22 protein-coding genes are annotated in these 22,623 nt (G+C 71.5%); 13 read left to right on the top strand and 9 right to left on the bottom strand.

Features of this window, described 5'->3' with window-relative positions:
• Positions 1 to 2: 2 nt before the first annotated feature.
• Positions 3 to 818, bottom strand: a complete 816-nt coding sequence (locus tag LO762_RS02140) for a GNAT family N-acetyltransferase (RefSeq protein WP_230611956.1) — start codon at positions 816 to 818, stop codon at positions 3 to 5.
• Positions 819 to 931: 113 nt separating this feature from the next.
• Positions 932 to 2,020, bottom strand: a complete 1,089-nt coding sequence (locus tag LO762_RS02145; RefSeq protein ID WP_230611957.1) for a glutamate-cysteine ligase family protein — start codon at positions 2,018 to 2,020, stop codon at positions 932 to 934.
• A gap of 239 nt (positions 2,021 to 2,259) precedes the next feature.
• Between LO762_RS02145 and LO762_RS02150 the strand changes: the two genes are divergently transcribed.
• The 4 genes from LO762_RS02150 (at position 2,260) to LO762_RS02165 (ending at position 5,340) form a co-directional block, all read left to right on the top strand.
• The gene (locus tag LO762_RS02150; RefSeq protein ID WP_230611958.1) at positions 2,260 to 3,108 is read left to right on the top strand and encodes a serine/threonine-protein kinase; all 849 of its coding nucleotides are present in this window, start codon (positions 2,260 to 2,262) and stop codon (positions 3,106 to 3,108) included.
• A 231-nt stretch (positions 3,109 to 3,339) separates the two neighbouring features.
• On the top strand, positions 3,340 to 3,714 hold the full coding sequence (locus tag LO762_RS02155; protein WP_230611959.1) for a co-chaperone YbbN: 375 nt from the start codon (positions 3,340 to 3,342) through the stop codon (positions 3,712 to 3,714).
• Between the two features lie 138 nt (positions 3,715 to 3,852).
• Positions 3,853 to 4,716, top strand: coding sequence for an NAD-dependent protein deacetylase (locus LO762_RS02160; RefSeq protein ID WP_230611960.1), 864 nt, complete (start codon positions 3,853 to 3,855; stop codon positions 4,714 to 4,716).
• 159 nt (positions 4,717 to 4,875) lie between these two features.
• Entirely contained in the window at positions 4,876 to 5,340 is a 465-nt protein-coding gene (locus LO762_RS02165; protein WP_230611961.1) for a hypothetical protein, read from the top strand.
• Between the two features lie 60 nt (positions 5,341 to 5,400).
• Here the strand turns inward: LO762_RS02165 and LO762_RS02170 are convergent, their stop codons facing one another.
• The 3 genes from LO762_RS02170 to LO762_RS02180 form a co-directional block, all read right to left on the bottom strand.
• A complete protein-coding gene (locus LO762_RS02170) occupies positions 5,401 to 5,580 on the bottom strand; it encodes a hypothetical protein (RefSeq protein ID WP_230611962.1) in 180 nt (59 codons plus the stop codon).
• The gene (locus LO762_RS02175) at positions 5,580 to 6,542 is read right to left on the bottom strand and encodes a hypothetical protein (protein WP_230611963.1); all 963 of its coding nucleotides are present in this window, start codon (positions 6,540 to 6,542) and stop codon (positions 5,580 to 5,582) included. Before LO762_RS02175 ends, LO762_RS02170 begins: the two co-directional genes overlap by 1 nt.
• Positions 6,543 to 6,642: 100 nt before the next feature.
• Positions 6,643 to 7,554 (bottom strand): TIGR03564 family F420-dependent LLM class oxidoreductase, encoded by a 912-nt coding sequence (locus LO762_RS02180; protein WP_230611964.1) that lies wholly within the window; start codon positions 7,552 to 7,554, stop codon positions 6,643 to 6,645.
• 204 nt (positions 7,555 to 7,758) lie between these two features.
• On the opposite strand from LO762_RS02180, the gene LO762_RS02185 reads away from it, so the two are divergent.
• The 5 genes from LO762_RS02185 to LO762_RS02205 are packed head-to-tail and all read left to right on the top strand — an operon-like array spanning position 7,759 to position 11,462.
• Positions 7,759 to 8,319 (top strand): RNA polymerase sigma factor, encoded by a 561-nt coding sequence (locus LO762_RS02185; RefSeq protein WP_230611965.1) that lies wholly within the window; start codon positions 7,759 to 7,761, stop codon positions 8,317 to 8,319.
• On the top strand, positions 8,316 to 9,140 hold the full coding sequence (locus tag LO762_RS02190) for a zf-HC2 domain-containing protein (protein WP_230611966.1): 825 nt from the start codon (positions 8,316 to 8,318) through the stop codon (positions 9,138 to 9,140). The genes LO762_RS02185 and LO762_RS02190 overlap by 4 nt, the downstream gene beginning before the upstream one ends.
• Positions 9,140 to 9,994 carry an ATP-binding cassette domain-containing protein gene (locus LO762_RS02195; protein ID WP_230611967.1) on the top strand — a complete coding sequence of 285 codons (855 nt, stop codon included), beginning with the start codon at positions 9,140 to 9,142 and terminating at the stop codon, positions 9,992 to 9,994. Before LO762_RS02190 ends, LO762_RS02195 begins: the two co-directional genes overlap by 1 nt.
• On the top strand, positions 9,994 to 10,866 hold the full coding sequence (locus tag LO762_RS02200; RefSeq protein WP_230611968.1) for a hypothetical protein: 873 nt from the start codon (positions 9,994 to 9,996) through the stop codon (positions 10,864 to 10,866). Before LO762_RS02195 ends, LO762_RS02200 begins: the two co-directional genes overlap by 1 nt.
• Positions 10,866 to 11,462: a hypothetical protein gene (locus LO762_RS02205; RefSeq protein ID WP_230611969.1), complete on the top strand. Its 597-nt coding sequence runs from the start codon at positions 10,866 to 10,868 to the stop codon at positions 11,460 to 11,462. Before LO762_RS02200 ends, LO762_RS02205 begins: the two co-directional genes overlap by 1 nt.
• A 15-nt stretch (positions 11,463 to 11,477) precedes the next feature.
• Here the strand turns inward: LO762_RS02205 and LO762_RS02210 are convergent, their stop codons facing one another.
• Entirely contained in the window at positions 11,478 to 12,302 is an 825-nt protein-coding gene (locus LO762_RS02210) for a hypothetical protein (RefSeq protein WP_230611970.1), read from the bottom strand.
• Between the two features lies 1 nt (position 12,303).
• Positions 12,304 to 13,395: a succinyl-diaminopimelate desuccinylase gene (gene dapE / locus LO762_RS02215; protein ID WP_230611971.1), complete on the bottom strand. Its 1,092-nt coding sequence runs from the start codon at positions 13,393 to 13,395 to the stop codon at positions 12,304 to 12,306.
• 132 nt (positions 13,396 to 13,527) lie between these two features.
• Here dapE and LO762_RS02220 point away from each other — a divergent pair, with 132 nt between their 5' ends.
• The gene (locus LO762_RS02220) at positions 13,528 to 14,313 is read left to right on the top strand and encodes a TIGR00730 family Rossman fold protein (RefSeq protein ID WP_230611972.1); all 786 of its coding nucleotides are present in this window, start codon (positions 13,528 to 13,530) and stop codon (positions 14,311 to 14,313) included.
• Positions 14,314 to 14,746: 433 nt separating this feature from the next.
• Here the strand turns inward: LO762_RS02220 and LO762_RS02225 are convergent, their stop codons facing one another.
• Positions 14,747 to 15,559 carry a hypothetical protein gene (locus tag LO762_RS02225; protein WP_230611973.1) on the bottom strand — a complete coding sequence of 271 codons (813 nt, stop codon included), beginning with the start codon at positions 15,557 to 15,559 and terminating at the stop codon, positions 14,747 to 14,749.
• 630 nt (positions 15,560 to 16,189) lie between these two features.
• On the opposite strand from LO762_RS02225, the gene lysS reads away from it, so the two are divergent.
• The 3 genes from lysS to lysA are packed head-to-tail and all read left to right on the top strand — an operon-like array spanning position 16,190 to position 19,880.
• Positions 16,190 to 17,695, top strand: coding sequence for a lysine--tRNA ligase (gene lysS / locus LO762_RS02230; RefSeq protein ID WP_230611974.1), 1,506 nt, complete (start codon positions 16,190 to 16,192; stop codon positions 17,693 to 17,695).
• Positions 17,692 to 18,576 carry a metal-dependent hydrolase gene (locus tag LO762_RS02235; RefSeq protein ID WP_230611975.1) on the top strand — a complete coding sequence of 295 codons (885 nt, stop codon included), beginning with the start codon at positions 17,692 to 17,694 and terminating at the stop codon, positions 18,574 to 18,576. Before lysS ends, LO762_RS02235 begins: the two co-directional genes overlap by 4 nt.
• Positions 18,573 to 19,880, top strand: a complete 1,308-nt coding sequence (gene lysA, locus LO762_RS02240) for a diaminopimelate decarboxylase (RefSeq protein ID WP_374201521.1) — start codon at positions 18,573 to 18,575, stop codon at positions 19,878 to 19,880. The genes LO762_RS02235 and lysA overlap by 4 nt, the downstream gene beginning before the upstream one ends.
• 3 nt (positions 19,881 to 19,883) lie before the next feature.
• Here lysA and LO762_RS02245 read toward each other — a convergent pair whose 3' ends face one another.
• Positions 19,884 to 22,547 carry a tetratricopeptide repeat protein gene (locus LO762_RS02245; protein WP_230611976.1) on the bottom strand — a complete coding sequence of 888 codons (2,664 nt, stop codon included), beginning with the start codon at positions 22,545 to 22,547 and terminating at the stop codon, positions 19,884 to 19,886.
• Between the last annotated feature and the right edge of the window lie 76 nt (positions 22,548 to 22,623).

Raw genomic sequence — 22,623 nt, forward strand, 5'->3', positions numbered from 1 at the left:
GTTCAGACGAGCGGCGTCAGGTGGTACCAGCCGTCACGCGAGATGGACGTGGCGGCCAGGGGATGGGCGGCGAGGAAGACGGCGCGGACGGCGTGCCGCCAGGCCCGTGCCTGGGCGGGGTCACCCGCGCGCAGCGCAAGGATGTCCTCGGGGATGCGGCACCAGACGGCGTCCCTGCCACGAGCCTTGAAGGGGAGCCCGTCCGGGCCCGGTTCAAGGGACGGCTCCGGGCGCGGCTCGAAGCCGGGCACGTGGTCCGGATCGAAGCGGGCGAGCGGCCATTGGACGGTCAGCCTGTCGGTCTCGTCTCCCGCGTTGAAGGCGTCCTCCAGCGGGCCGTAGAAGTCGACGAGGTACTCGGGCGCGTGCGCGCCGAGTTTGCCCAGGTTGAACCACGCGTTCCGGCGGATGAGCGGGTCGAACGTCCAGCTGATCGTCGCCGCGCCGCGCTCCAGCGCCCAGGCGCGCTGCGCGAGCTTCAGCGCGTAGCCGACGCCCCGGCAGGTCCGGTCGGCGCCCGCGATGAGGGAGTAGACGTCGCGGGCGTCCGGCGGGCCCCAGATCGCGGCGCTGGCACCCACCACGCCGTCTGAGGTGAGCGCGGCGTGGACGACGCCGCCCGCGTGCGTGCAGGCGCGCAGCGCGTCCGACGGGAGGGGCCCCGCGCCGGGCTTGCTCGCCCACACCCTGGCGAAGAGCGCGGCTACCTCGCGCAGCCGCGAGGCGTCCTCGACCGCCATGACGCGCACCACGGCGGCGTCAGCCGCCACCTCGGCTTGGCGCCGCGCGGACTCGGTCGTCGCAGGGGCTGTCGTCACGGCCATATCTCCACTCTCGTGACCAGCGGGACAACACCGGCACAGCGGACCGGCCGGAAAGCCCCAAGAATCGACAAGGGGGTGGAAAGGCTGACTTGTCTGGCGTTATCCGACTAGCCGCGCGGCGCCTGCGCCGGGACGGTGCCCGCCGGTACCGTCTGGGCGGCCAGCATCGTGAGGACGGCGTGGGGTCCGTCGCCCGAGGCCCGGCGCTGCCGGTCGGCGCCGGTGCCGTGGTCGCGCAGGAACCGCCACAGCCGCCGCGCCTCGGGCAGGTCGCCGGTGTCGGCGAGCGCGGGCCGGACGGCCCCCAGCAGCGTCGAGACGGCCTCGGCGGCCCGGATCCGGCGGCCGCGCCGCAGGTCGAGCGCGAAGCCCGACATGCCGTAACGGGCCGCCGTCCACAGGGCGGCGGAGCCGAGCTGCGGGTCCACCGGACCCGCCTCCCGGCCCCCGGCCAGCAGCCCCAGGGCGACCCGCACCAGGGCCCTGGTGAGCGCGGCCTGGAAAACGGCCTCGTCCAGGGTGCCCGCCGTGTCGGCGACGCGCACCTCGACCCCGGGGCCGTCGGGCGAGGGGCGGGCCGCCCAGAACGTCTGTGTGGGGTCGGTGAGGACGCCGCAGTCCACCAGCCGGTCCACCTTGCGGTCGTGCTCGGTCGCCGAGCCCAGGTGCGGCGGGAGCCCGCCGCCCGGGAACCGGGACAGCAGGACCGTCCGCCAACTCCCGTAGCCGGTGTCGGAACCCCTGTCGTAAGGCGAGTTCACCGAGAGGGAGAGCAGGGACGGCAGCCAGGGGACGAGGTGGTTGACGACGGCCACGGCGGTGTCCCTGTCCGGTACGTTCACGCGCACCCGGCATCCGCAGACGTGATGGTCGGCCGCCAGCGCGGCGTAGGGCCCCGCGCTCCGGGCCGGTCTGGGCGGATCGAGGCAGGGCAGCACGGGGGTGCCCGCCGCGACGAGCCGTAGGCCCTCCCGCTCGGCGGCGGCCGCCAGGCGGCGCCGTGACTCCGCGAGCGACCTGCGCAGCGCGCCGAGGCCCGGGGCGGAGGCCGTGGCCACCACCCGTCCCCGCCGCACCGTGCCGCCGGCGTCCGCGAGCGCGTGCGGCACCTGCGCCGCCGCACCGCCCGAGGCGGCGTCGACGAGCAGGAACTCCTCCTCGACGGCGACGGCGGGCCCCGCTTCGATGACCGACATATCCGGCACCCTGCCCGGCCCGCGCCGCCGGAAAACCGGTGGGGGCTCCCGTGCGCCCTTCCTTGTTGATCCCCTCTTGCCGTAGGGAGATTTGTGGAATTTGGCATAGTTCCTGGGCTTATGCGTCCCATGTCGGGTGAGGCGTTTGTCCCGACGCTCCGGGCAGACCGGTACATCGTGCTCAGGCGCGGGTGTTTCGTATGACGGATGCTGGTTTCGGTCGAAAGGAGACCGGAACCATGGACGACGGCTGGAGTGTGCCGGGCTACACCACCCTTGAGACGCTGGGGGAGGGCGCCCACGGGCGGGTCGTGGCGGCGGTGCGCGAGCGCGACGGACGCCACGCCGCCGTCAAGTACCTGACCGACCCCGACCAGCGGCCCGCCTTCGCCGCGGAGGCCGGGCACCTGTCGTCGCTCCGCTCCCGGCACGTCGTCGGGCTCCTGGACTACGTCGAGGCGGACCGCGGCGCGGCGCTCGTCATGGACCACGTCCCCGGACGCACCCTGAAGTCCCTGCTGGCGGGATGCGGAAGCCTGCCCGGCGAGGCCGCCCTCCTCGTCTTCCGGGGCGCCCTGCGCGCGCTGGAGGACGCGCACCGGGCCGGGATCGTCCACCGCGACCTCAAGCCCGGCAACCTCCTTGTCACCGATCGCGGCGACGTCACCCTCATCGACTTCGGTATCGCCGTCACCGAGGGCGCCGAGACCGCCCCGATCGGTACGCCCGCTTACATGCCGCCCGAACAGTGGCAGGCGCTTCCCGCCGCACCCTCCTGGGACCTGTACGCCGCGACCGCCGTCCTCTTCGAGTGCCTCACCGGCGTCCGCCCCTACCCGGCCCGCTACCTCGCCCAACTGGCCGCCCAGCACCTGCACAGCCCCGTCCCGTACGCGGACGTGCCCGGCCCGTTCCAGCCGCTCGTCGCGGCGGGGCTGGCCAAGGAGCCGCAGGCTCGCCCGCACTCGGCCGCCGCGTTCCTGCGCGCCCTCGACCTCACCGCGCGCCGCGCCTACGGCCGCGCCTGGCAGCGGCGCGCCCGCGTCGCGCTCGCCACGGCGCCGCCCGCGTTCGCCCTCGCCGCCTGACCCTCCCGCCTCGCTCGGGGCGGCCCCGGCCCACCGGGGTTCGCCACGCCGGGCCGTCGGCCGCGCCCGGGGCGAGCGGCGGGCGGCTCGGGGGCACGAACATCGACGCCCTGCGGGGGAGTTCTCCTGGAATGTTCGGGTAGGGCCCTGCGGGAACATGACGCGTCCGGCGGTGGTTGCACCCGGCATGTGCCGGACCGCCGCGGAACCGGCTGAGGGAAGGAGACGGCGATGGCCACGGTCGAGCTGACCAAGGAGACGTTCGAGGAGGCGTTCGGCCGGGAGGGGCTGGTGCTCGTCGACTTCTGGGCGAGCTGGTGCGGCCCGTGCCGCAGCTTCGCGCCGATCTACGAGCGGGTCTCCGAGGAGCACCCCGACGCGATCTTCGGCAAGGTCGACACCGAGGACCAGCGGGAGCTCGCCGCCGCGTTCGAGATCACGTCGATCCCGACCCTCGTCGTGGCCCGCGACGGCATCATCCTCTACGCGGAGCCCGGCGCCCTGCCCGAGCCCGCCCTGAAGGAACTCGTCGGCAAGGCCCTCGAACTCGACATGGACGACGTGCGCACCCAGATCGCGGCCCGCCAGGCCGCCCAGAACGACTGACCGGCGCGGGCCGACGCGGACGTGGGCCGGGCATCGAGTTCCGTGCGGCACCATGAGGGAGTGGTACGGACAGGGCACGCGTTTGATGGGCGCGGCCACCCCCGCGCCGGTGTCGGGCGCTCCCGACGGAGTCCGGAGTTGAACGACACACGCCTCGGGGCCCGGTCGGACACGGTGGGGGACGAGGTGGACGCCGCGCTGCTCGCCGACCTCGTCGCCGACGGCGAGGTCGTGGTGCTGAGCGGCGCCGGGATGTCCACGGAATCGGGGATCCCGGACTACCGGGGCGAGACGGGACGCTCCCGGCCGTCGTCGCCGATGACGTACCAGACCTTCACCGGCAGCGCCGAGGCGCGGCGGCGGTACTGGGCGCGCAGCCACCTCGGGTGGCGGCGGATGCGCGGCGCCGCGCCCAACGACGGCCACCGTGCCGTCGCCGAGCTGGAGCGGCGCGGCCTCGTCGCGGCCGTGATCACCCAGAACGTCGACGGGTTGCACCAGGCCGCCGGGTCGCGGCGGGTCGTGGAGCTGCACGGCTCGCTCGACCGTGTCGTGTGCCTCGGGTGCGGCGCGCGCACCTCCCGCGCGCTGCTCGACGCCCGCCTGCGCGCCGTGAACCCCTCCTGGGAGGCGCGGCCCGGCCTGGTCAACCCCGACGGCGACGTGTCGCTCACCGACGCTGAGACGGCCTCCTTCACCCCCGTGGACTGCGCCTCCTGCGCGGGCGTGCTCAAACCCGACGTGATCTTCTTCGGCGAGACGGTGCCCCGCCCCCGCGTCGAGGAGTGCTACGCCCTCACCGAACGCGCGGGCGCCCTGCTGGTCCTCGGTTCCTCCCTCACCGTCCACTCCGGCCGCCGCTTCGTCCGCCACGCCGCCGCCCACCACATCCCCGTACTCATCATCAACCGCGGCCCCACCCGCTCCGACCCCGACGCCCTCTGCCGCCTCGACGCCCCCCTGGGCCCCACCCTCCAAACCCTCCTCGCCACCCTCCCCTGACCCGGTTCGCCCGAGCCCCCGCTCACACTCCCCGCCTCCACGGGTGTCCGTGTGCTTGAGGGCGGGTGGGGCTTCTTTGGGGTGAAGGGTGGTGCTTTGTGGGTGGGGTGAGGGTTTTGGGGGTGGGGAAAAGAGGGGTTCGTTGGTTAGGCTGCGCGGGTGCGGATTGTGACGGTGGGCGGCGACGACGTCGGGTTCTTCGCGGTCGGACAGGAGGCCGTGGGGATCATCGCCTTCGGCCAGCTCGCCACCGGGGTGGTGGCGGTCGGGCAGCTCGCCACCGGCTTTCTGGCGATCGGGCAGGTGGCGCGCGGGGTGATCGCCGTCGGGCAGCTCGCGGCGGGCATCATCGCCGTGGGCATGCTGAGCTTCGGCGCGCTGTGGGCCGTGGGCATGCTCTCGGTCGCGCCGTTCGGCGCGCCGTTCATCGCCTCCATCGGGCTGTTCGGGAAGGTGCACCCGGCGGCGCTGTTCGACCCGCGCGGCAGGCCGGTCTTCACCGGGCAGCTCCCGCCGTGGCGCGCCGTGATGGCGGGCCTCGGCACGCTCGTCCTGCTGGGCCTGTGGTGGTCGTTCGTCGGCTCCGACCTCATCCTGCCGCGGATCCCGCTGCCCGGACTGTGACGCCGCGGCCCACCGCCGCCCTGTGGGACGGCGGCACGGCACCTCGCGGGCCGGAGCTCTTCAGGTGGGCGTCAGCAGGGTGGCGAGAACCGACACCAGGACGAAGACCTGGAACAGGAAGAGGAACGCGCCGAGCAGGTTGACCGGCCAGGGGACGCGGGCCAGCAGCGACCTTCCACCCGGCGAGAAGGGATCCCGCTCGACCGGCGCGTACTGCGCGCGCACCTTCTTGGGGGACATCAGCCGACCTTCCGTTCCGGTGCCGGGGCGGGCACAAGCGCGAGGCCGGCCCTGCGCGCCTTCTCGATGCTGGCGCGCAGCGCCTCCTCGACGGCGCGCGCCTGTTCGGTGAGGCCGTCGATCTCGGCGACGGCGAGTTCGTCGCGGACGGTGCGGGCCAGCAGGTCGCGGTAGGCGTCGCCCTTGGCGGCGAGGCGCTGCACGACCTCCCACTGTTCGAGCGCGGCGTCGGCGGCCCGCACCTGGGCGGCGTAGGACTCCAGCGCGGAGATCCGCTCGCTGACCGAGGCGGTGGCCAGCCGCAGCACCTCACGCTGCGGCGCGAGCAGTTCGGCGACCCGTGGGTCGTTCGGGTCGGCGCCGCGGTGCTCGGCCGCGAGCCGGTCCAGTTCGAACAGCGTCTCGGCGATCTCCCAGACCTGGTGCGGGAGCGTGACGGCGTTGCGGATGTCGTCGAGCAGGCCCTCGGCCTGGGAGCGCGAGCCCAGCACCGCCGCGACCGCCTTGCGCGCGCGTTCGAGCAGCCTGCGGCGTTCGCCGCCGAGCTCCTGTGGCCGCAGGTAGCGGCCGTGGTGGAGGCGGGCGAGCCGTCCCGCCTCGCCCTCGCCGCACCGGCTCACCAGGAACGCGTAGACGACGGGCTGCAGCGCGAGCCCGGCGACGAGCGCGATCTCGGGGGCCACCGCGAACGCCGCGACGACGAGCACCTGCGCGGCGAGCGCCGCGTTGCGCACACGGGTGGAGTACAGCGTGCCGACCAGCGCCGGCAGGTACGTCCACAGTGGCGCCTGCCAGAGCGCGAACACGAAGTCCCGTGGCCGCCGCCCGCCCAGCGGCAGCCCGGGAACCGGCCCGGAGCCGGGGTGCAGTACCGACGGGTCGCGCTCCAGCGCCCGCCGCACGTCCTCCGGCAGCCGGGGATCGACGACGGGCGCCGTGACGACCGCCATGGGTTCGTTCATGACCCACCTCCCGCTGCGTTTTTACCATCGGGCGGCGACATCCCGTCCGAGTTATCCACAGGGCAGAGCATGACGAACCACGCGAAAATCCGACAGTCCCCTACGAAACCAAATTCTTGAGGAACGCGCGGGTGCGGGCGGCGTCCGGGCCGCCGAGGAACGGCGCGGCGCCGAAGTCGGTGACGCCCGCCTTGCGCAGCTCGTCGATCTGGGCGGCGACGGCGTCCTCGTCGCCGACGACGGCGAGCCCGCCCGGCCCCGCGACGCCCTCGCGGTCCATCATCGCCCGGTAGGACGGCAGGGTCCCGTAGACCTCGAAGATCTGGTCGGCCCTGGCCCGCGCCGCCTCGACGTCGGAGGTGACGCCGACGGGCAGGACGCACACGACGCGCGGCGCGGGCCGTCCGGCGGCGGCCGCGGCGGCGGTGATGGTCGGCGCGATGTGGTCGCGCACGGTCTTCGGCCCCGTCATCCACAGGACGGTGCCGTCGGCGCGCTCCCCGGCGAGCCTGAGCATCCGGGGGCCGAGCGCGGCCACCACGACCGGCACCGGGGCGACGCCCTCGACGCCCAGCCCGATCTCGGCCTTGACCGTCTCGCCCTGCACCGAAGCGTGCTCGCCGTGCAGCAGCGGGACGAGCGCCGACAGGTACTCCTCCATGTGCTGGGCGGGCCGGTCGAAGGGGTAGCCGAACATGCCCTCGATGACGACCTTGTGCGACAGGCCCACGCCGAGCGTCAGCCGCCCCCGCCCGATGGCCTGCGCGACGGTCAGCGCCTGCTGGGCGAGCGCCGCGGGGTGCCGGGGGTAGGTCGGCACGACGGCGGTGCCCAGCTCGATGCCAGGCACCGCGCCGCCCGCGACGGCGAGCGCGGTGAGCGCGTCGAGCCCGAAGATGTGGCTGAGCCAGGCGCTGGCGAACCCGTCGTCCGCCGCGGCACGGACGTCGTCCGTGAGCTTGCGCAGCGCGTCCGGCCCGCCGGGGTCCATGAGCGAGATCCCGATCTTCATGCTTCCTCCTCGATCGCGGCGTCAGTCACCGACCTCCCCATGATCGCCCGTAGCCGTCCGCGCGGAACCGGCGGCCGCGACGGGGTGGGGATCGCGTCGGCTCAGGAGCGGCAACCCCGGGGAGACGGGCTGCCTTCCCAGATCGGGAATGTGATGTGTGTCACAGTGAAATCCGACAGAGGCATCCGCTGCGACAGTCAGGACATGAAAGCCGAACCCCCCGAGGACGCGGCGCTTCTCCGCGCCGTGGCGGGCGGCGACGAGGCGGCGCTCCGGCTCCTGTACGAGCGGCACGCGACGTGGCTGTTCGTCAGGTTGCTGCGCCGCTGCAACGACGAGGACCTGGTGGCCGACGTCCTCCAGGACACCTTCGTCGCCGTCTGGCGCGGTGCCGCGCGGTGGCGCGGCGACGGCGAGGCGGCCGCGTGGATCTGGGGGATCGCGGTACGGAGGCTGGTGTCGCGCCTGCGCGGGGGCAGGGCGCCGAGCCCGGTGCCCGACGACCGCCTCGACCCGGCCGTCGCGCGCTCGGTGTCGGCTGAGGAGACGGTGCTGCTCGGCGTCGAGCACGGGGACCTCGGCGCCGCGCTGGCCCGGATGGCGCCGGAGTTGCGCGCCGTCGTCCAGGCGACCGTCCTGGACGGGCTGAGCACCCGCGAGGCGGCGGTCCTGCTCGGCCTGCCGCACGGCACCGTCAAGAGCCGGATGCGCAAGGCCAAGGAGCGGCTGCGGTGGGAGCTGGCGAACCCGGGGAGCACACGATGAACGCGTGGCACGTGGACGATGAACTGGTCGACCGGTACCTACGCGGCGCCGTCACGATGGGCCTCGCGGCGTCGGTGGAGGCCCACGTCACAGGATGCGAGGAGTGCCGTCTCAGGGTCGGCGCTCGGGTGCCGCCGCAGGTGGCGGCCCGTGTCCTGGCCACATGGGACGACGTGCGGGAGCGGGTGGAGGTGCCGCGGCCGCCATGGGCCGTGCGGATCCTGCGCGGGGCGGGACTGGGTGAGGCGTCCGCTGTTGTGCTCGGCGCGGCCCGTTCGATGAGCACCGCCTGGACGGCCGCCAGCGCCGTCGTCCTCGCCTTCGCCGCTCTCGCGGTGATGACGGGCACGGACGAGGGACGTGCCCTGTACCTCGTGGTGGCGCCGCTGGTCCCTGTCGTCGGGGTGGCCATGGCCTTCGGCCCCACGACCGATCCGCTTACCGAGATCACCCGTGCCGCGCCCTTCCCCGCCGCGCGGCTCGTCCTGCTGCGGGCGGCCGGGGTCGCTGTGACCAGCGTGCCTCCCGCCGTCGTGGTGGGGCTCCTGGTGCCGGGCTCGCTGCTCCTGGCCGTCGGATGGCTCCTGCCCGGCCTCGCGTTCGTCGTGGCCGTGCTCGCCGCTTCCACCTGGGTCGATCCGCGCCTCGCGGGCGCCGCCGTCTGCACCGCCTGGGCGTGCGCGGTGGGCGGCGCCGCCGGACGCGCCGAAGGCGTACTCGTCCTGGTCGGGCTCGGCGTCCAGCCCCTGTACCTCGCGCTCGCGGTCCTCGCGGCGCTCGTCCTCGCCGTCCGCCTGGGCCGCGCGAAGGGAGACCTGTGATGACCGTCGTCCTGAAGTCCGTAGGCAAGCGCTACAAGGGCGTCGTCGCGCTAGCCGACGTGGACCTGGAGTTCGGCAGGGGTGTCACCGGCCTACTCGGCCCGAACGGGGCTGGGAAGACAACGATCCTGCGCCTTGTCTCCACCGCCCTGGAACCCTCCTCGGGCACCGTGACGGTGTTCGGCCGCGACGCGCACGGCACCCACGCGGAGCGGACGGCGGTCCGGCGCGGGCTCGGCTACCTGCCACAGGAGGTCGCCTTCCCGCCCGGCATGACGGTGTTCGGGTTCGTCGACTACATCGCCGTGCTCAAGGAGTGGACGGACACGCGGGCGCGGCACGCCGAGATCCGCAGGGTGCTCGACGTCGTCGGGCTCGGCGACCTCGCCACCCGCCGGATCCGCGCCCTGTCCGGCGGCCAGCGCCGCCGTGCGGCCCTCGCGCAGGCGCTGCTGGGCGATCCGGGGCTGCTGATCCTCGACGAGCCCACGACGGGCCTGGACCCCGAGCAGCACGTCGCGTTCCGGTCGGTGCTGTCCGGGATCGCCGCGCGGGCCACCGTGCTCCTGGCCACCCACCAGACCGAGGACGTCGCCGCGCTGTGCGACCGGGTCGTCGTCCTCGCCGGGGGCGGCGTGCGGTTCGACGGCGGCGTCCGCGACCTCACCGCCACGGCCGACGGAAGGGTCTGGCTGTGCGAGGGCGACCACCCCGGCGCGGTGGCGTCCTGGCGTACGGGCGCGGGAAGGCACCGCCGGATAGGCGGATCGCCGCCACCCGAGGGCGACCCCGCCGAACCCACCCTCGAAGACGCCTACCTGCTCATGCTCGCGACCCCCCGAAAGGCGACGTGATGACCACGACGACCCGCTCCGCATCGCGGACCCTCGCCCGTCTGGAGGCGGCCCGCTACGCCCGGCACCCCTTGTTCCTCGTAGGGCTGGCGCTCCTCCTCCTGGCGACCGTCGTGTCCTCCCTGGAGGACCCCGTCCCTGTGGACCTCCTGTCCTATCCGCTGGTGCCCGCGATGACGCTCGGTGTCTTCGGGCTCGTGGTGGCCGCCCGGCTCACGAGGTCCGTGGACGACTCCCTGGAGACGCTCGGCGGATCGCCCGTCCCGGAGTCCACCCGCACCGCGGCGCTCGCGCTGGCCTGCCTCGTCCCGGCGGCGGTGGGCCTCGCCTGGACGGCCTACACGCTCGTCTTCCACGCCTTCAACCGGCCCGTCCCGGACGCCTGGTGGTACGACACCCTGCCTACCGCCCACGTCGTCGGCTACTACCTGGGCGCTGCGGCCATCGCGTCCTATGGCGGGCCCATCCTGGGCGTGGTGATAGCGCGCTGGGTCAGATGGGCGGGCGCCCCGATCGTGGCCGCCGTCGGGCTCGTCGCGGTGACGATCGCGGGCCAGGGCATCATCGAACCCCTGCGCACCGTCCGGACGGTGCTGCCCTGGACGCACTGGTATGGCGGCGACAACGGCGCGGGAGCCGACTACCACTACCAGGGCAACCCCCTCTGGTGGGCCGTCTACACCCTCTGCCTGTGCGGCCTCGGCGTCCTGCTCGCCCTCTTCCACGACAAGGCCGCGCGCACCCGAGGGCTCGTCCTCTGCGCGGCGCTGCTCGCCGTCGCCGCCCTGACCGCGACGACCCTAGCGATGGTGACGGGGCCGCAGGAGACGCGGCTCTCGCCTCCGACCCTGCACCCCGCCCAGGTCGGCTGATGCTCCGGCACGCCGCCCGCGCCCTGCCCGTCCCGGTGCTGGGCGCGGCGGCCCCGGTCGTCGCGCTCCTGCTCTGGATGCTCGACCGGTGGCCCTGGATGGCCTGGCCGGCGGCGGGGATCGCCGCGGCGCTGGTCGGCGCGGCGGCGGCGCGGCTGTTCGACGAGCCCGCCGCCGCGATCGTGGACACGCTGCCGCGGGCGCTGTGGTGGCGCACGACGGCTCGGCTCGGCCCGGCCTGCCTCCTGGTCGCGGGATGGCTCGCCGCGGCCTCCCTCGTGGATCTCGACGGCGCGGGCCGTCCCGCGTTCGTGCGCCTCCAGGGCGTCGTGACGGTGCTCTGCGCCGCCGCCTGGACCACCTGGCTGCGCCGGCGCGGCCGGGCGCGTCCCGGTTCCGCCGTGGCCGCCGGGCTGCTGCTGGTGCTCAGCTCGCTCGCTCTGCGTAACCCGTTGGAGCGGTTCGTCCCGCTCTACCCCTATGGCCCTGACCCCGAACCCTGGCGGACCGCCTACTTCCTGTGGGGCGCGGCAGGCGCTGTCGCGGCCGTGCTCCTCGTCCTCGCGGCACTGCCCAGGGGACGGCGCTTCCGGTAGGCGAGGCGGCGTCCGTCAGCGCAGAAGGATCCGGTCGGTAGGCGCCTCGGTGTCCTTCGACCAGCCGTCGTGGCCTGTCTTCGCCGTCCAGACACGGCCCGCGTAACGCACCTCGGTGATGCCGTAGACGGACGCGTGGGAGACGGCCCAGGAAGCCACCGTCCAGCCCGTCCGGCCCTCGGCGGGCACCCGGATGGCGCCGTCCTGCGTCCTGATGCTCTTGCCGAACGTACGGCGCAGCTCGGAGAACGCCGCCTTCGTGTCGGACGGGCGGTCCTTCTCCACGCGGTACCAGCAGGTGACGGCGGCGGGCTCCGCGCCGGTGTACCCCTGCGCGAGGATCGCGGCCATCGGCTCGTGCTGGGCGTACAGGGTGCCGTCGAAGCTGCGCTGCACCTCCTGCGCCGCCACGTGCAGCTCCCGGTCGGTGTACCCGTCCACCTTCTCCAGCGCGTCGAAGAACTTCGTCGACGCGTACACCGGGTCCTGGAGCTGGTCGGGGCTGCCCCAGCCCTGCGACGGCCGCTGCTGGAAGATGCCGAGGGAGTCCCGGTCGCCGTAGTCGAGGTTCTCGATGTGGGACTCCTGCTCGGCTGTCGCGTACGCGATCACCACGGCCCGCTCGGGCAGCCGCTTGCGGTGCGCCACCCCCGCGATCGTCGCGGCGTTGGCGCCCTGGCTGAGGCTCAGCTGGACGTCGTCGCCCTTCGCCGTCACCGCGCAGCCCTGGCCCAGGAAGACGGTGCGGGCCTTGCTGAACAGCTGGTAACCGAAGTAGCAGATCGCGGCGAGGAGGGCCACGACGACCGCGCCCGCGAGGACGCGCATGCTCAGCCGCACCCTAGTCTCCGGTGAGCCATGAGCGGAGGCGCTTCTCGCATGCCGCCACCGACGTCAGAGAGACGTGCTCGTCCTTGTGGTGGGCGAGGGTGGGGTCACCCGGGCCGAAGTTGACGGCGGGCACCCCGAGTCCGGAGAAGAGCGACACGTCGGTCCAGCCCAGCTTCGCCCTGACCCTGCCGAGTTCGACCGCCCGGTCCAGCTCGACATCGGTGACGGAACGGACGAACGACCGCGCGGCGGGATGGCCGAGTCCGGGCCGCGCCGCCTCGCTGGCGTCCACGACGGCCACCTCGTATCCGGCGAACAGCTCACGCAGGTGCGCTTCGGCGGAGGCAAGGTCGCGGTCGGGGGCGAACCGGTGGTTCACCGAGATCACGCACTCGTCGGGCACCACGTTCCTGGCGATGCCGCCGCGCGTGAAGACGGCGTTCAGCCCCTCCCGGTAGGTGATGCCGTCCACGACGGGCCTGCGCGGCTCGTAGGACGTCAACAGATCCAGCAGCGGCTTCATCGCGTGGATGGCGTTCTCGCCCATCCAGGACCGTGCCGTGTGCGCGCGGGCGCCCCTCGCCGTCACCTCGACGGTGAGGGTGCCTTGGCAGCCGCCCTCCACCTCGCCGTCCGTGGGTTCCATGAGCACCGCGAAGTCGGCTTCGAGCAGGTCCGGACGGGTCTGGGCGAGGCGCTTCAGGCCGTTGCGGTCGGCACTGACCTCTTCGCACTCGTACGCCAGGAACGTCACGTCGCGGGTGGGCAGCGGGACCGTCGCCGCCAGGTGCAGCAGGACGGCGAGGCCGCCTTTCATGTCGCAGGAGCCGAGCCCCCACAGCAGGTCGCCGTCGAGCCGCGACGGCAGGTTCCCGTTCTCCGGGACGGTGTCCAGGTGCCCGGCCAGAACCACTCGCTCGCCCCTGCCCAGGTGGGTGCGGGCCACGAGGGTGTCGCCGTCGCGGACGACCTCCAGGTGCGGCTGGGCGCGCAGGCCCGCTTCGACGGCGTCGGCGAGCGCCCGCTCGGCCCCGCTCACCGACGGGGTGTCGACGAGCTCACGAACCAGCGAGGTCACGTCCTGCGAGAGATCCATGTCCATTGAGCTTACTTCGCCCGCCACTCTCCTCGCGCTGCCAAGCCGCCCGAGCGGCCATGGCCTGGGCCCACTCGGGCCCATCCAACACGGCCCGGTCACCGTGATCGTGGACCGGTCCCGGCTAGGTTGAGCCGCATGGATGACACCGCTTACCGTCAGGGCCCTGCGACGCTGCGGGGCCGCGCCCGGCCCTCGACCACCCATGACGAGCGCCTGCTCGACGAGCGGGGCACCGCGGAGTGGCTGCACAAGGACTCCTGGCGGGTGCTGCGGATCCAGGCGGAGTTCGTCGAGGGGTTCGGCATGCTCGCCGAGGTGGGCCGGGCCGTCAGTGTGTTCGGTTCCGCCCGCATCAGACCCGGCAGCCCTTACTACGACCTCGCCTGCGACGTAGGCGCGCGCCTCGCCTCCGCGGGCTACGCCGTGATCACCGGCGGCGGCCCCGGCATCATGGAGGCCGCCAACAAGGGCGCGAGCCCGCACGGCCTGTCCATCGGCCTGGGCATCGAACTCCCCTTTGAACAGGGCATGAACGCCCACGTCGACATGGGAATGGTGTTCCGCTATTTCTTCGTCCGTAAGACGATGTTCGTCAAGTACTCGCAGGCCTTCGTCGTTCTTCCCGGCGGTTTCGGCACCCTGGACGAGCTTTTTGAAGCCATCACCCTGGTCCAGACAAGAAAGATCACCCGATTCCCGATCGTCCTCATGGGCACGGAGTTCTGGCGACCCCTCCTCGACTGGATCCAGGGAACCCTGCAGTCCGAGGGCCTGATCTCCGCCGACGACCCCGCCCTCCTCCACCTAACGGACGACCCGGAGGAAGCCGTCCGCCTCGTCGTGGAAGGCAACGTGAGCGCCGAACAAGTCAGCATCGAAGCCCGCGTCCAAGCCGCCACCGCCGAAGACGCCAGCACCTGATTTTACGATCAAACTGCTTCGTTTTCCTAGCCGTGATAGATCATCCGCTAGAAACACGAAGCAGCGGTTGCGTTGTATCGCCTTATGCTGACGAATGGAGAACGCTGAAGCCTGGTCCGGGGTGAAGGCCCAACGCCCGTGACCTAAGTTCTTCCTGGACGACGAGGTCGGGGAGTTTTGAACGGAGAACGACCGCGCCGCTTCTTTGATGGGTTTCTATCTCGTCGAAGGTGAGTTCCGCTTCCCAACGTTCGTTGTATGTAGTCGACGGCACGCACATACATGCCTTCCAGGTCGGTAATGGAGACCTCTCCGGACCTCAGCTGCCGCCGTGCTTTCTCCTTGGCTCCAGAGGCCGCTATATAGGACAGGTAGGTTCCGTCGGGGAACCATTTCAGTACCGGCAGGGATTCCTTAAGTTACGGGCATTGGGTCAGGGCCAGGAGGGCCAGCTGCCTGCAGGGAAGGCATTGACCAGACGATCGCGGACCTCGTCTCGGATCTTGGCGCGGCCTTCTTCGACGATTGGGGTCACGCAATGTTCCCGGACCGCTGGGTGGCGTGAGATGTCCGGGCACATGAAGACCGCGATCACGCGAACCGGCCAGATGAGGGATTCGGGGTCGTAGGCGCCCGCAGCAATTATGAGGCCCTCGAGCAGGTACCGCCAGGTGGCGTGAGTGGCCATCTCGGTAATTTCGCTCTGGTTCAGGCTATCCGGCATGGGGGCGGAATCTCGCAGGAGGAGTGCCTTCGTGATGGTAACCGCAATGGTGTTCTTGAACTTCGAGTAGTGGGTCAATGTTAGGGCGAGCTGGGCCAGCAACTCGCACCAGAAGTGCGTTTCCAGGGCCCATTTCTGGAAGTCTTTCATCCCGTCTTCGAGATGCACTTCGAGCACGCGCAGGACAAGACCGAAATCCGGCAGATCAGCAACACCGCCGAACGCGCGCTGCTGGGCCCCTCGGGTGTGGTCAAGCAGCACCCGATCGCGATGTAGCCAATGGACGACATCCGCCAGCACGCAGCCGATCGCGGCCTGCGCCGCACTCGTCCCTGCCGGAGGGCGAACCCAGTCCCGATCTCGCTCAGCAACGTAGATCAGGACCGTTTCTCTGGATCCCTCGGCGGCCTCAAAGCCCCCTTGACACCCATGCTTCGCGCCACCACATGCGCACTTGCACCCAGGTTGTCGAGCACGACCACACGAGTCGTTGTGCGCCATGCGCTCCTCCTTGATCTTCAAGGGCGAACACATCATCCGCTCCAGGAGCGGATCAGTAAATACTCGTCAAGGAGAGACGTGTAATTCTCTGGAGCTTACTCTCCAACTGGCCGCGACCACGGCCCAGCTATGGCAAGCCGACCACCGTTCTTCTCGCCGAGGTAAACGGTCCCCTCACCGCTCTTGCCAAGCCGGTTTGGCAGTGCATACTTGCGGATCGCCAGCGGATCGTCATCCCTCAGTCCCTCGTGCGTGGCACGCCACCTCCATCCCGTACGACGTTAGAGGCGGAAGATCTGAAAATGGTCATCTGTGGGACGAGTCGAAAACCGGCGAGGAAGAACGCGGTGCCGAGCGGCTTTACGGTCGGGGCGTTCGGCTATCTAAAACTGACAGAGATCGTTGGCGGCGGTGTCGTGTCGGATGCACCCGAGCCGCGCCATGGTCACCGCATCAGCAGCTCTGTTCCTGCGCTCCTGGTGGCCGGGCCCTCATCTGCCTCACCGGTGTCCTCGTCATCATGTTCGCCCCCGCCCCGCCCCTGACCTCGTCGCGCATACGGGGGTTGCCTGTCTCACATGGGAGGAAACCCCTTATCCGGCATCCGTAGATCGGACATGGTCTCGAGAGAAGCCAGGAGAGGAGGCGGTCGTGAGAGCGCCGCTGGAAGAGGACGAGACTGGGCTGCCGGAACAGCTCCGGGTGCGCAGGGCCAAGCGCGACCGCCTGCTAGATAGCGGCACGGAGGCGTATCCCGTCCGGCTGGAGCGCAGTCACACTCTCGGAGAGGTGCGAGCGGCGTTCGAGGGAGGGGTCGCGGGGGCGGGAACGGGGCGGGTGGTCGCGATCGCGGGCAGGATCGTTGCCCTGCGGGATGGCGGCCGGGTGATGTTCGCGACCCTGCGCGAGGGCTCAGGAGCGGAACTTCAGATCATGCTCGCGGCCGACCGCCTCGGTGAGGAACTGAGGAGCGACTGGAAGCGGCTCGTTGATCTCGGGGATCTCATCGGGGCCACGGGTGAGGTGATCACGACGGCGCGCGGGGAGCTCACGGTCGCGGTCGAGGACTGGCGGATGGCCGCGAAGGCACTCCGTCCCCTGCCCGTCGCGCACCGGCCGATGTCCGAGGAGTCGCGCGTCCGGCGGCGTTATCTCGACCTGATCATGCGGCCCGAGGCGGGGGAGGTCGTCAGGATCAGGTCGGAGGCGCTGCGCACGCTCCGGGAGTCGTTCCACCGGCGGGACTTCCTTGAGGTGGAGACCCCGATGCTACAGACGGTTCCGGGCGGCGCCAGCGCCCGCCCGTTCCAGACGCACAGCAACGCCTTCGACTGCGACCTCTATCTCCGGATCGCGCCGGAGCTGTTCCTGAAGCGGTGCGTCGTCGGCGGACTCGAACGGGTCTTTGAGATCAATCGCAACTTCCGCAACGAAGGTTCTGATTCCAGTCATTCGCCAGAGTTCTGTGCCCTTGAGTCGTATCAGGCGTTTGCTGACTACCGCGACATGGCACGGCTCACCCGCGAACTCGTCCAGGAAACCGTACGTGCCGTGACCGGGGGCGAGGTCGTCAGGCATCCCGACGGCACCGAGGTCGAGTTCGGCGGCGCGTGGACCGAGATCAGCCTGCACGGCTCGCTGTCCGAGGCACTGGGGGAGGAGATCACTCCGGAGACCTCCGTCGAGCGGCTTCTCAAGCACGCCGAGCGTCTCGGCGTCGCCCCGCCTGCGGAAGCGACGTCCGGTCGCCTCGTGGAGGATCTGTTCGAGGCCGTGGTCGTGCCGGGACTGACCGCGCCGACCTTCGTGTTCGACTTCCCCGAGGAGACCAGTCCGCTCGCCCGGCAGCACCGGTCAGTGCCCGGCCTGGCCGAGAAGTGGGACCTGTACGTGCTGGGCTTCGAACTCGCCACGGCCTATTCCGAGCTCGTCGACCCGGTGATCCAGCGGGAACGCCTCATGGCGCAGGCGGCGGCCGGAGGACGCGGCGACGACGAGGCGATGCGCCTGGACGAGGAGTTCCTGACGGCCCTGGAACACGGGATGCCGCCCACCGGCGGCATGGGGATGGGCTTCGACCGCCTGCTCATGGCGATCACGGGTCTGGGGATCCGGGAGACCGTCCTGTTCCCGCTGGTCCGGCGGGAGCGGCGATGACGGAGGTGACATTCCCCCACGGAGCGGTCACGGGCGAGTCCACGGTCCGGCGGGTGATCCCCTACGGAGCGGACTGGGCCGTGATCACCGACTCCACGCCGTTCCATCCGGTGGACCACCGCTGGCCCGACCAGCCCGGCGACCACGGGACGATCTGGGCGGACGGCCCGCCAGTCAGCGTGGTCGACTGCGTGACGGGAGCGGCGCCCGTCGATGGCGGCGACATCCTCACGGGCGGAGAGATCACGGCGAGGAGGGACGATCCGGGCTGGCGCTGGCTGGTGCTCCACGTGGTGCGCTCGCCGTCCGACCTCCTGGGGCGCAGGGTGCTTCTGGAGGTCGACGTGCCGCGCCGTGAGGCCCTGTCGTCCGCGCACAGTCTCTGCCATCTGTCGGGGCTGGCCCTCAACCGCCTGCTGGCCGATCTCTGGTCGAAGGAGCACACACGTGACACCCTGGGCTCCGCCGATTTCGACGGCTCCGCGCTGACCCGCTCCGAGATCTCCGTCAACGGCTTCCACGACACCTATCGGCTGGGCCGCTCCCTGCGCCGCGCCGGATTCAGGACCGGACTCCTTCCAGAGACCGTTCCTGATCTCGGTGGACGGCTGACCGCGCAGGTCAACGCCTGGATCGACACGGGCGCACCGGTACGGATCAAGACCGCAGGCCCCGGCCTGACCGCCTCCCGCAGCTGGGTTTGCGGCCTCCCCGAGGGGGAGGCCGAGGTCCTGTGCGGAGGTACTCATCCGCGCACGCTGACCGCGTGCGGTCGTGCGGCGCTCACCGCCGAACTGTCGGCCGACGCGACGGAGCTGCACGTGCGCGGCCTGACCCGAATGGCCCCTGACCCGTGTGACCGTGGAGAGGAAACGACATGAGCGACTCGCTGGAGCCGCTGATCTGGCCCCGCAACGTGACGAGGGAGGCCGACGGAGCGCTGCGCGTGAACGGTGTCGCCGTGGGAGCGCTCGCCGCCGAGTTCGGGACGCCGGTGTTCGTCCTGGACGAGGACGACTTCCGCGCCCGCTGCCGCGAGTTCCGCGCCGCGTTCGACGGTATGGACGTCTACTACGCCGGCAAGGCGTTCCTCAGCATGGCGATCGTCCGGATGATCGTCGAGGAGGGGCTGCGCCTCGACGTCTGCACCGGAGGCGAGCTCGCGACGGCTCTGTTGGCGGGGATGCCCGCCGAGGACATCGGGTTCCACGGCAACAACAAGTCCGTCGCCGAACTCCAGGCGGCGCTCGACGCCGGCGTCGGCAGGATCATCGTCGACTCCCACGACGAGATCGCCCGGCTCACGCGGCTAGCCTCCGCCGCAGGGCTGCGCCCGAAGGTTCTGGTACGGGTCACTGTCGGGATCGAGGCGCACACCCACGAGTACATCGCCACGGCCCACGAGGACCAGAAGTTCGGGTTCTCCCTCGCGGGCGGCGACGCCATGCGGGCCATCGCGGGGATCCTGAGCGACGGCGCCCTCGACCTCGTGGGACTCCACTCCCACATCGGCAGCCAGATCTTCGAGCCGGGAGGATTCGAGGTGGCGGCCAAGCGCCTCGTGTCGATGTGCGCGCGGGTCCGTTCGGAGCAGGGGACGGTCCTGTCCGAGCTGAACCTGGGAGGCGGCTTCGGCATCGCTTACGTCGCGTCCGACGATCCGGCGCCGACGGACCAGCTCGCGTGCGGCATGCGCAAGATCGTGGAGCAGGAATGCGAGTTGGCCGGGCTTCCCCTGCCGCGCATCGCTGTGGAGCCGGGGCGGGCGATCGTCGGACCGGCGATGTTCACCCTCTACGAGGTCGGCACCGTCAAGGACGTCGGAATCCGCACGTACGTGAGCGTCGACGGCGGGATGAGCGACAACATCCGGCCCGCCCTCTACGGCGCGGCCTACACCGCCGTTCTGGCGGGTCGGACGTCGACGGCGCCCGGCGCGCCAACCAGGGTCGTCGGCAGGCACTGCGAGTCGGGCGACATCGTCGTCCGCGACATCGAACTCCCCTCAGACACCGCGATCGGCGATCTCCTCGCGGTTCCGGCGACAGGAGCGTACTGCCGGAGCATGGCCAGCAACTACAACCACCAGCCGCGGCCGCCGGTCATCGCGGTGAGGGACGGAGCCGCACGGCTCCTGGTCCGCCGGGAGACCTTCGAGGACCTGCTCCGGCTGGACGAGGACTGACGATCAGGCGTCCGGCGGGTGGCCCTGGCGCCGCCAGACCGAACGCCAGATCGTCGCGGGCAGCGGAGTGAGGATCATCGAGACAAACGCCTGCATGTGCAGGTCGGTGCCGATGCCGACGGTTTCCGCGGCGGCCCTCCTGGTCTCGCTGAACTGCGTCCAGGCACCTCGCAGGTCACCGGAGATCCGCAGCATGACGCCCAGTTCCCTCCGGGATTCGAGGGTCTCGGGATGGGTCGGGCCGAGGACCCTGAGCTGCCCTTCGACGGCGGCGCGGAGCAGCGCCTCCGCTCGGCGGATATCGTTGCGCTGGGCGTGGGCGAGTCCCAGCAGGTAGAGGGTCCGCAAGAAGATCGGATGGTCGGAGCCGAGCCGCGCCCGCAGGCTGGGCAGGGTCTTCTCCAGTTCGTGCAGGGCCTCCGCCGGGCGCCCCCGGGAGACCAGGGCGTAGCTGCGGCCGACCGAGGCGGAGAGCGAGAACACGCTGTCGCCGCCGAAGGCTCGCCGGTGCTCCTCCAACAGGTCCCGGTAGATCAGCTCCGCATCCTCCCAGCCGTCGTGGTCCGGTTTCAGCTCCGTGAAGGCGACGCTCAACAACGCCTGAGCCAGCACCTCCTGCGCCTCCGCGATCAGGCGATGCCTTGGCAGCCCGCGCCGCCGGTAGTGCTCGATGACGAGCCGCGCCGTGCCCCTGGCCTCGCGCTGCTCCGTGGTGGCGAGCTGGATGCGCGCGAGTTCGAGTCGCGCCTCCTGGACGGTGCCGCTCATCTCCGGGTCGTCCTCATGCACGAGCACGCGCTCGACCTGACCGCGGGCCTCGGCCAAGCGCCCGCGGCGGCGGAGCCGACGCGCCTTGGGCAGAAGGTGCTCGTCGGGGTCCAGACTCCGCCAGCGAACATCAGCCTCCTCGTACCTGCCGAGCCCGTCGAGCGCCTCCGCGGCGATCAGCGCCCCGGCGGGGTGCGGCGCCGCGAGCGACAGCGCCCGCTCGTGATCTCCGGAGGCGAGAAAGGCCTCCGCGGCCGCGAGCCTGACGTCCGGGTCGTCAGGCCGACGCTGGAGCAGGAGCGCGTGGTAGCGGGCGGCAGGCGCCGCCTCGCCCCGGGCCAGGTGGTGGGAGGCGAGCCGCGCCAGCAGCGGTTCCCGCAGGTCCTCAGGAAGGCCGTTCCTGACGGCGAACGCGGCCGCATGCGGCACGAGCCCGGACAGATCGGGATCGTCGGCGATCACTCGTGCGACGGCGGCAGGGTCCGCGGTCTCGACGGCCACTCTCCGGAACTCCCATGATGAGCCGATCTGCGCCGCCAGGAGGCGTTCCCGCAGCCCGGTCAGAGCCTCGGCGAGGTCGAGGGGATCCGTGTCGGTGAGGACGGCGGCGATCGTCCTGGCGGGGAGGACGGCGGGCGCGCAGACAGCCGCGACGCCGAGCACCCGGAGTTGCAGAGGGCTCAGCCCGTCGAGCGGCGCGGACCTCGGAGGCGAGCCGTTCTCCAGGCGCGCGGCGTAGGAGCCGTAGTCCTCCAGGTCGGCGAGCGCCCGCAGTTCCCGTCCGACCTCGTGCAGCCTGCGGGGACTCCCGTCGCAGTGCTCGATGACACGGTCCATGGCGCGGTGATCGTCCGTCGGCCGGTACCGCGACAGCAGGTCCCTCGCGTCGGCGGTGGCGAGCGGGCCCACGGAGACTGCCTCGCCGAGGTCTGTGTAGGCCCGCCGATCGGTGATGAGGACCGTGCGCACTCTGGTGCCTGCAGGCAGGAGGAGCCGCTCCACGGTCTCGCGGGGCAGATCGTGGGGAACGTCGTCGATGATCCAGAGGCTGGGCTCGTCCTTCGCGGCGAGACAGTCCGCGAGCAGACCACAGAGGCGTTCCCTGGTGGCGTCGTCCTCCGGGGCCAGTCCCATCGTCTCGGCCACCTCGCGCAACTGCGTCGTGTAGTGGGGCAGGATGTCGCCGCCCGCACCCGCGAGGCTCATCCAGTGGACTCCGCCGAGGAACGCGGCGCCGTACTGCCAGGCATACTCCGAGACCATCGCCGTTCTCCCCGAATCGGGCAGCCCTGACACGACTGCGATCGGCCCCGATCTGGCCTCCTGGGTCAGGGGCTGGTCCGGGCGGTGCAGCGCGTCGTGCAGTGCCCACTGCTCGCGGAAGCGTCCGACGAAGCCCGGGGCTCCGAGCACCCGCCCCGGGAACCAGAGAGGGCGCTTGGTGAAGTCGACGCCGCCCATGGGCCCCGCGACCCGGCGGACCCGGTCCTGGATCAGCTGGGCGAGCTCGGACATCGCCGCTTTTCCGGGCGGGGCGACGGCGAAGCGCGCGTCGGCCAGCTCGACCGGCACGATGTGAGCGGTCTCCTCCTCCGGATTGATCACGATGATCCGGCGGCTCGGGTCGCCCTCGCGCTGACCGGCGAGGAAGAAGGCGGTCAGTTCGTACTGGCAGGCGTAGCGCTCGGGGTAGCCGACCGAGTAGTAGGCCACGAGAACCTTGCAGTCGCGCAGGCCTGCCTCGATCGTGGCCGTGATGCCCGCGAAGTGCTCGATGCCGTCCTCGTCTAGGAAGACGCGTAGGCCCAGCCTTCGGAGCTCGCGAACGAGACGTCTGACCAGTTCGCGGTCGCAGCCGCCGAGAGAAAGGAAGATCTCTGGATCCGCATCCTGCGCCATTGGGCCGATGCTAGGACCAATCCGGGCAACTCGCGGGGCCGTGGCCGAGCATGGCCGCATACTGGACCGAGGCACG

Source organism: Actinocorallia sp. API 0066 (assembly GCF_020991275.1).
Taxonomy (GTDB): Bacteria; Actinomycetota; Actinomycetes; order Streptosporangiales; family Streptosporangiaceae; genus Actinocorallia.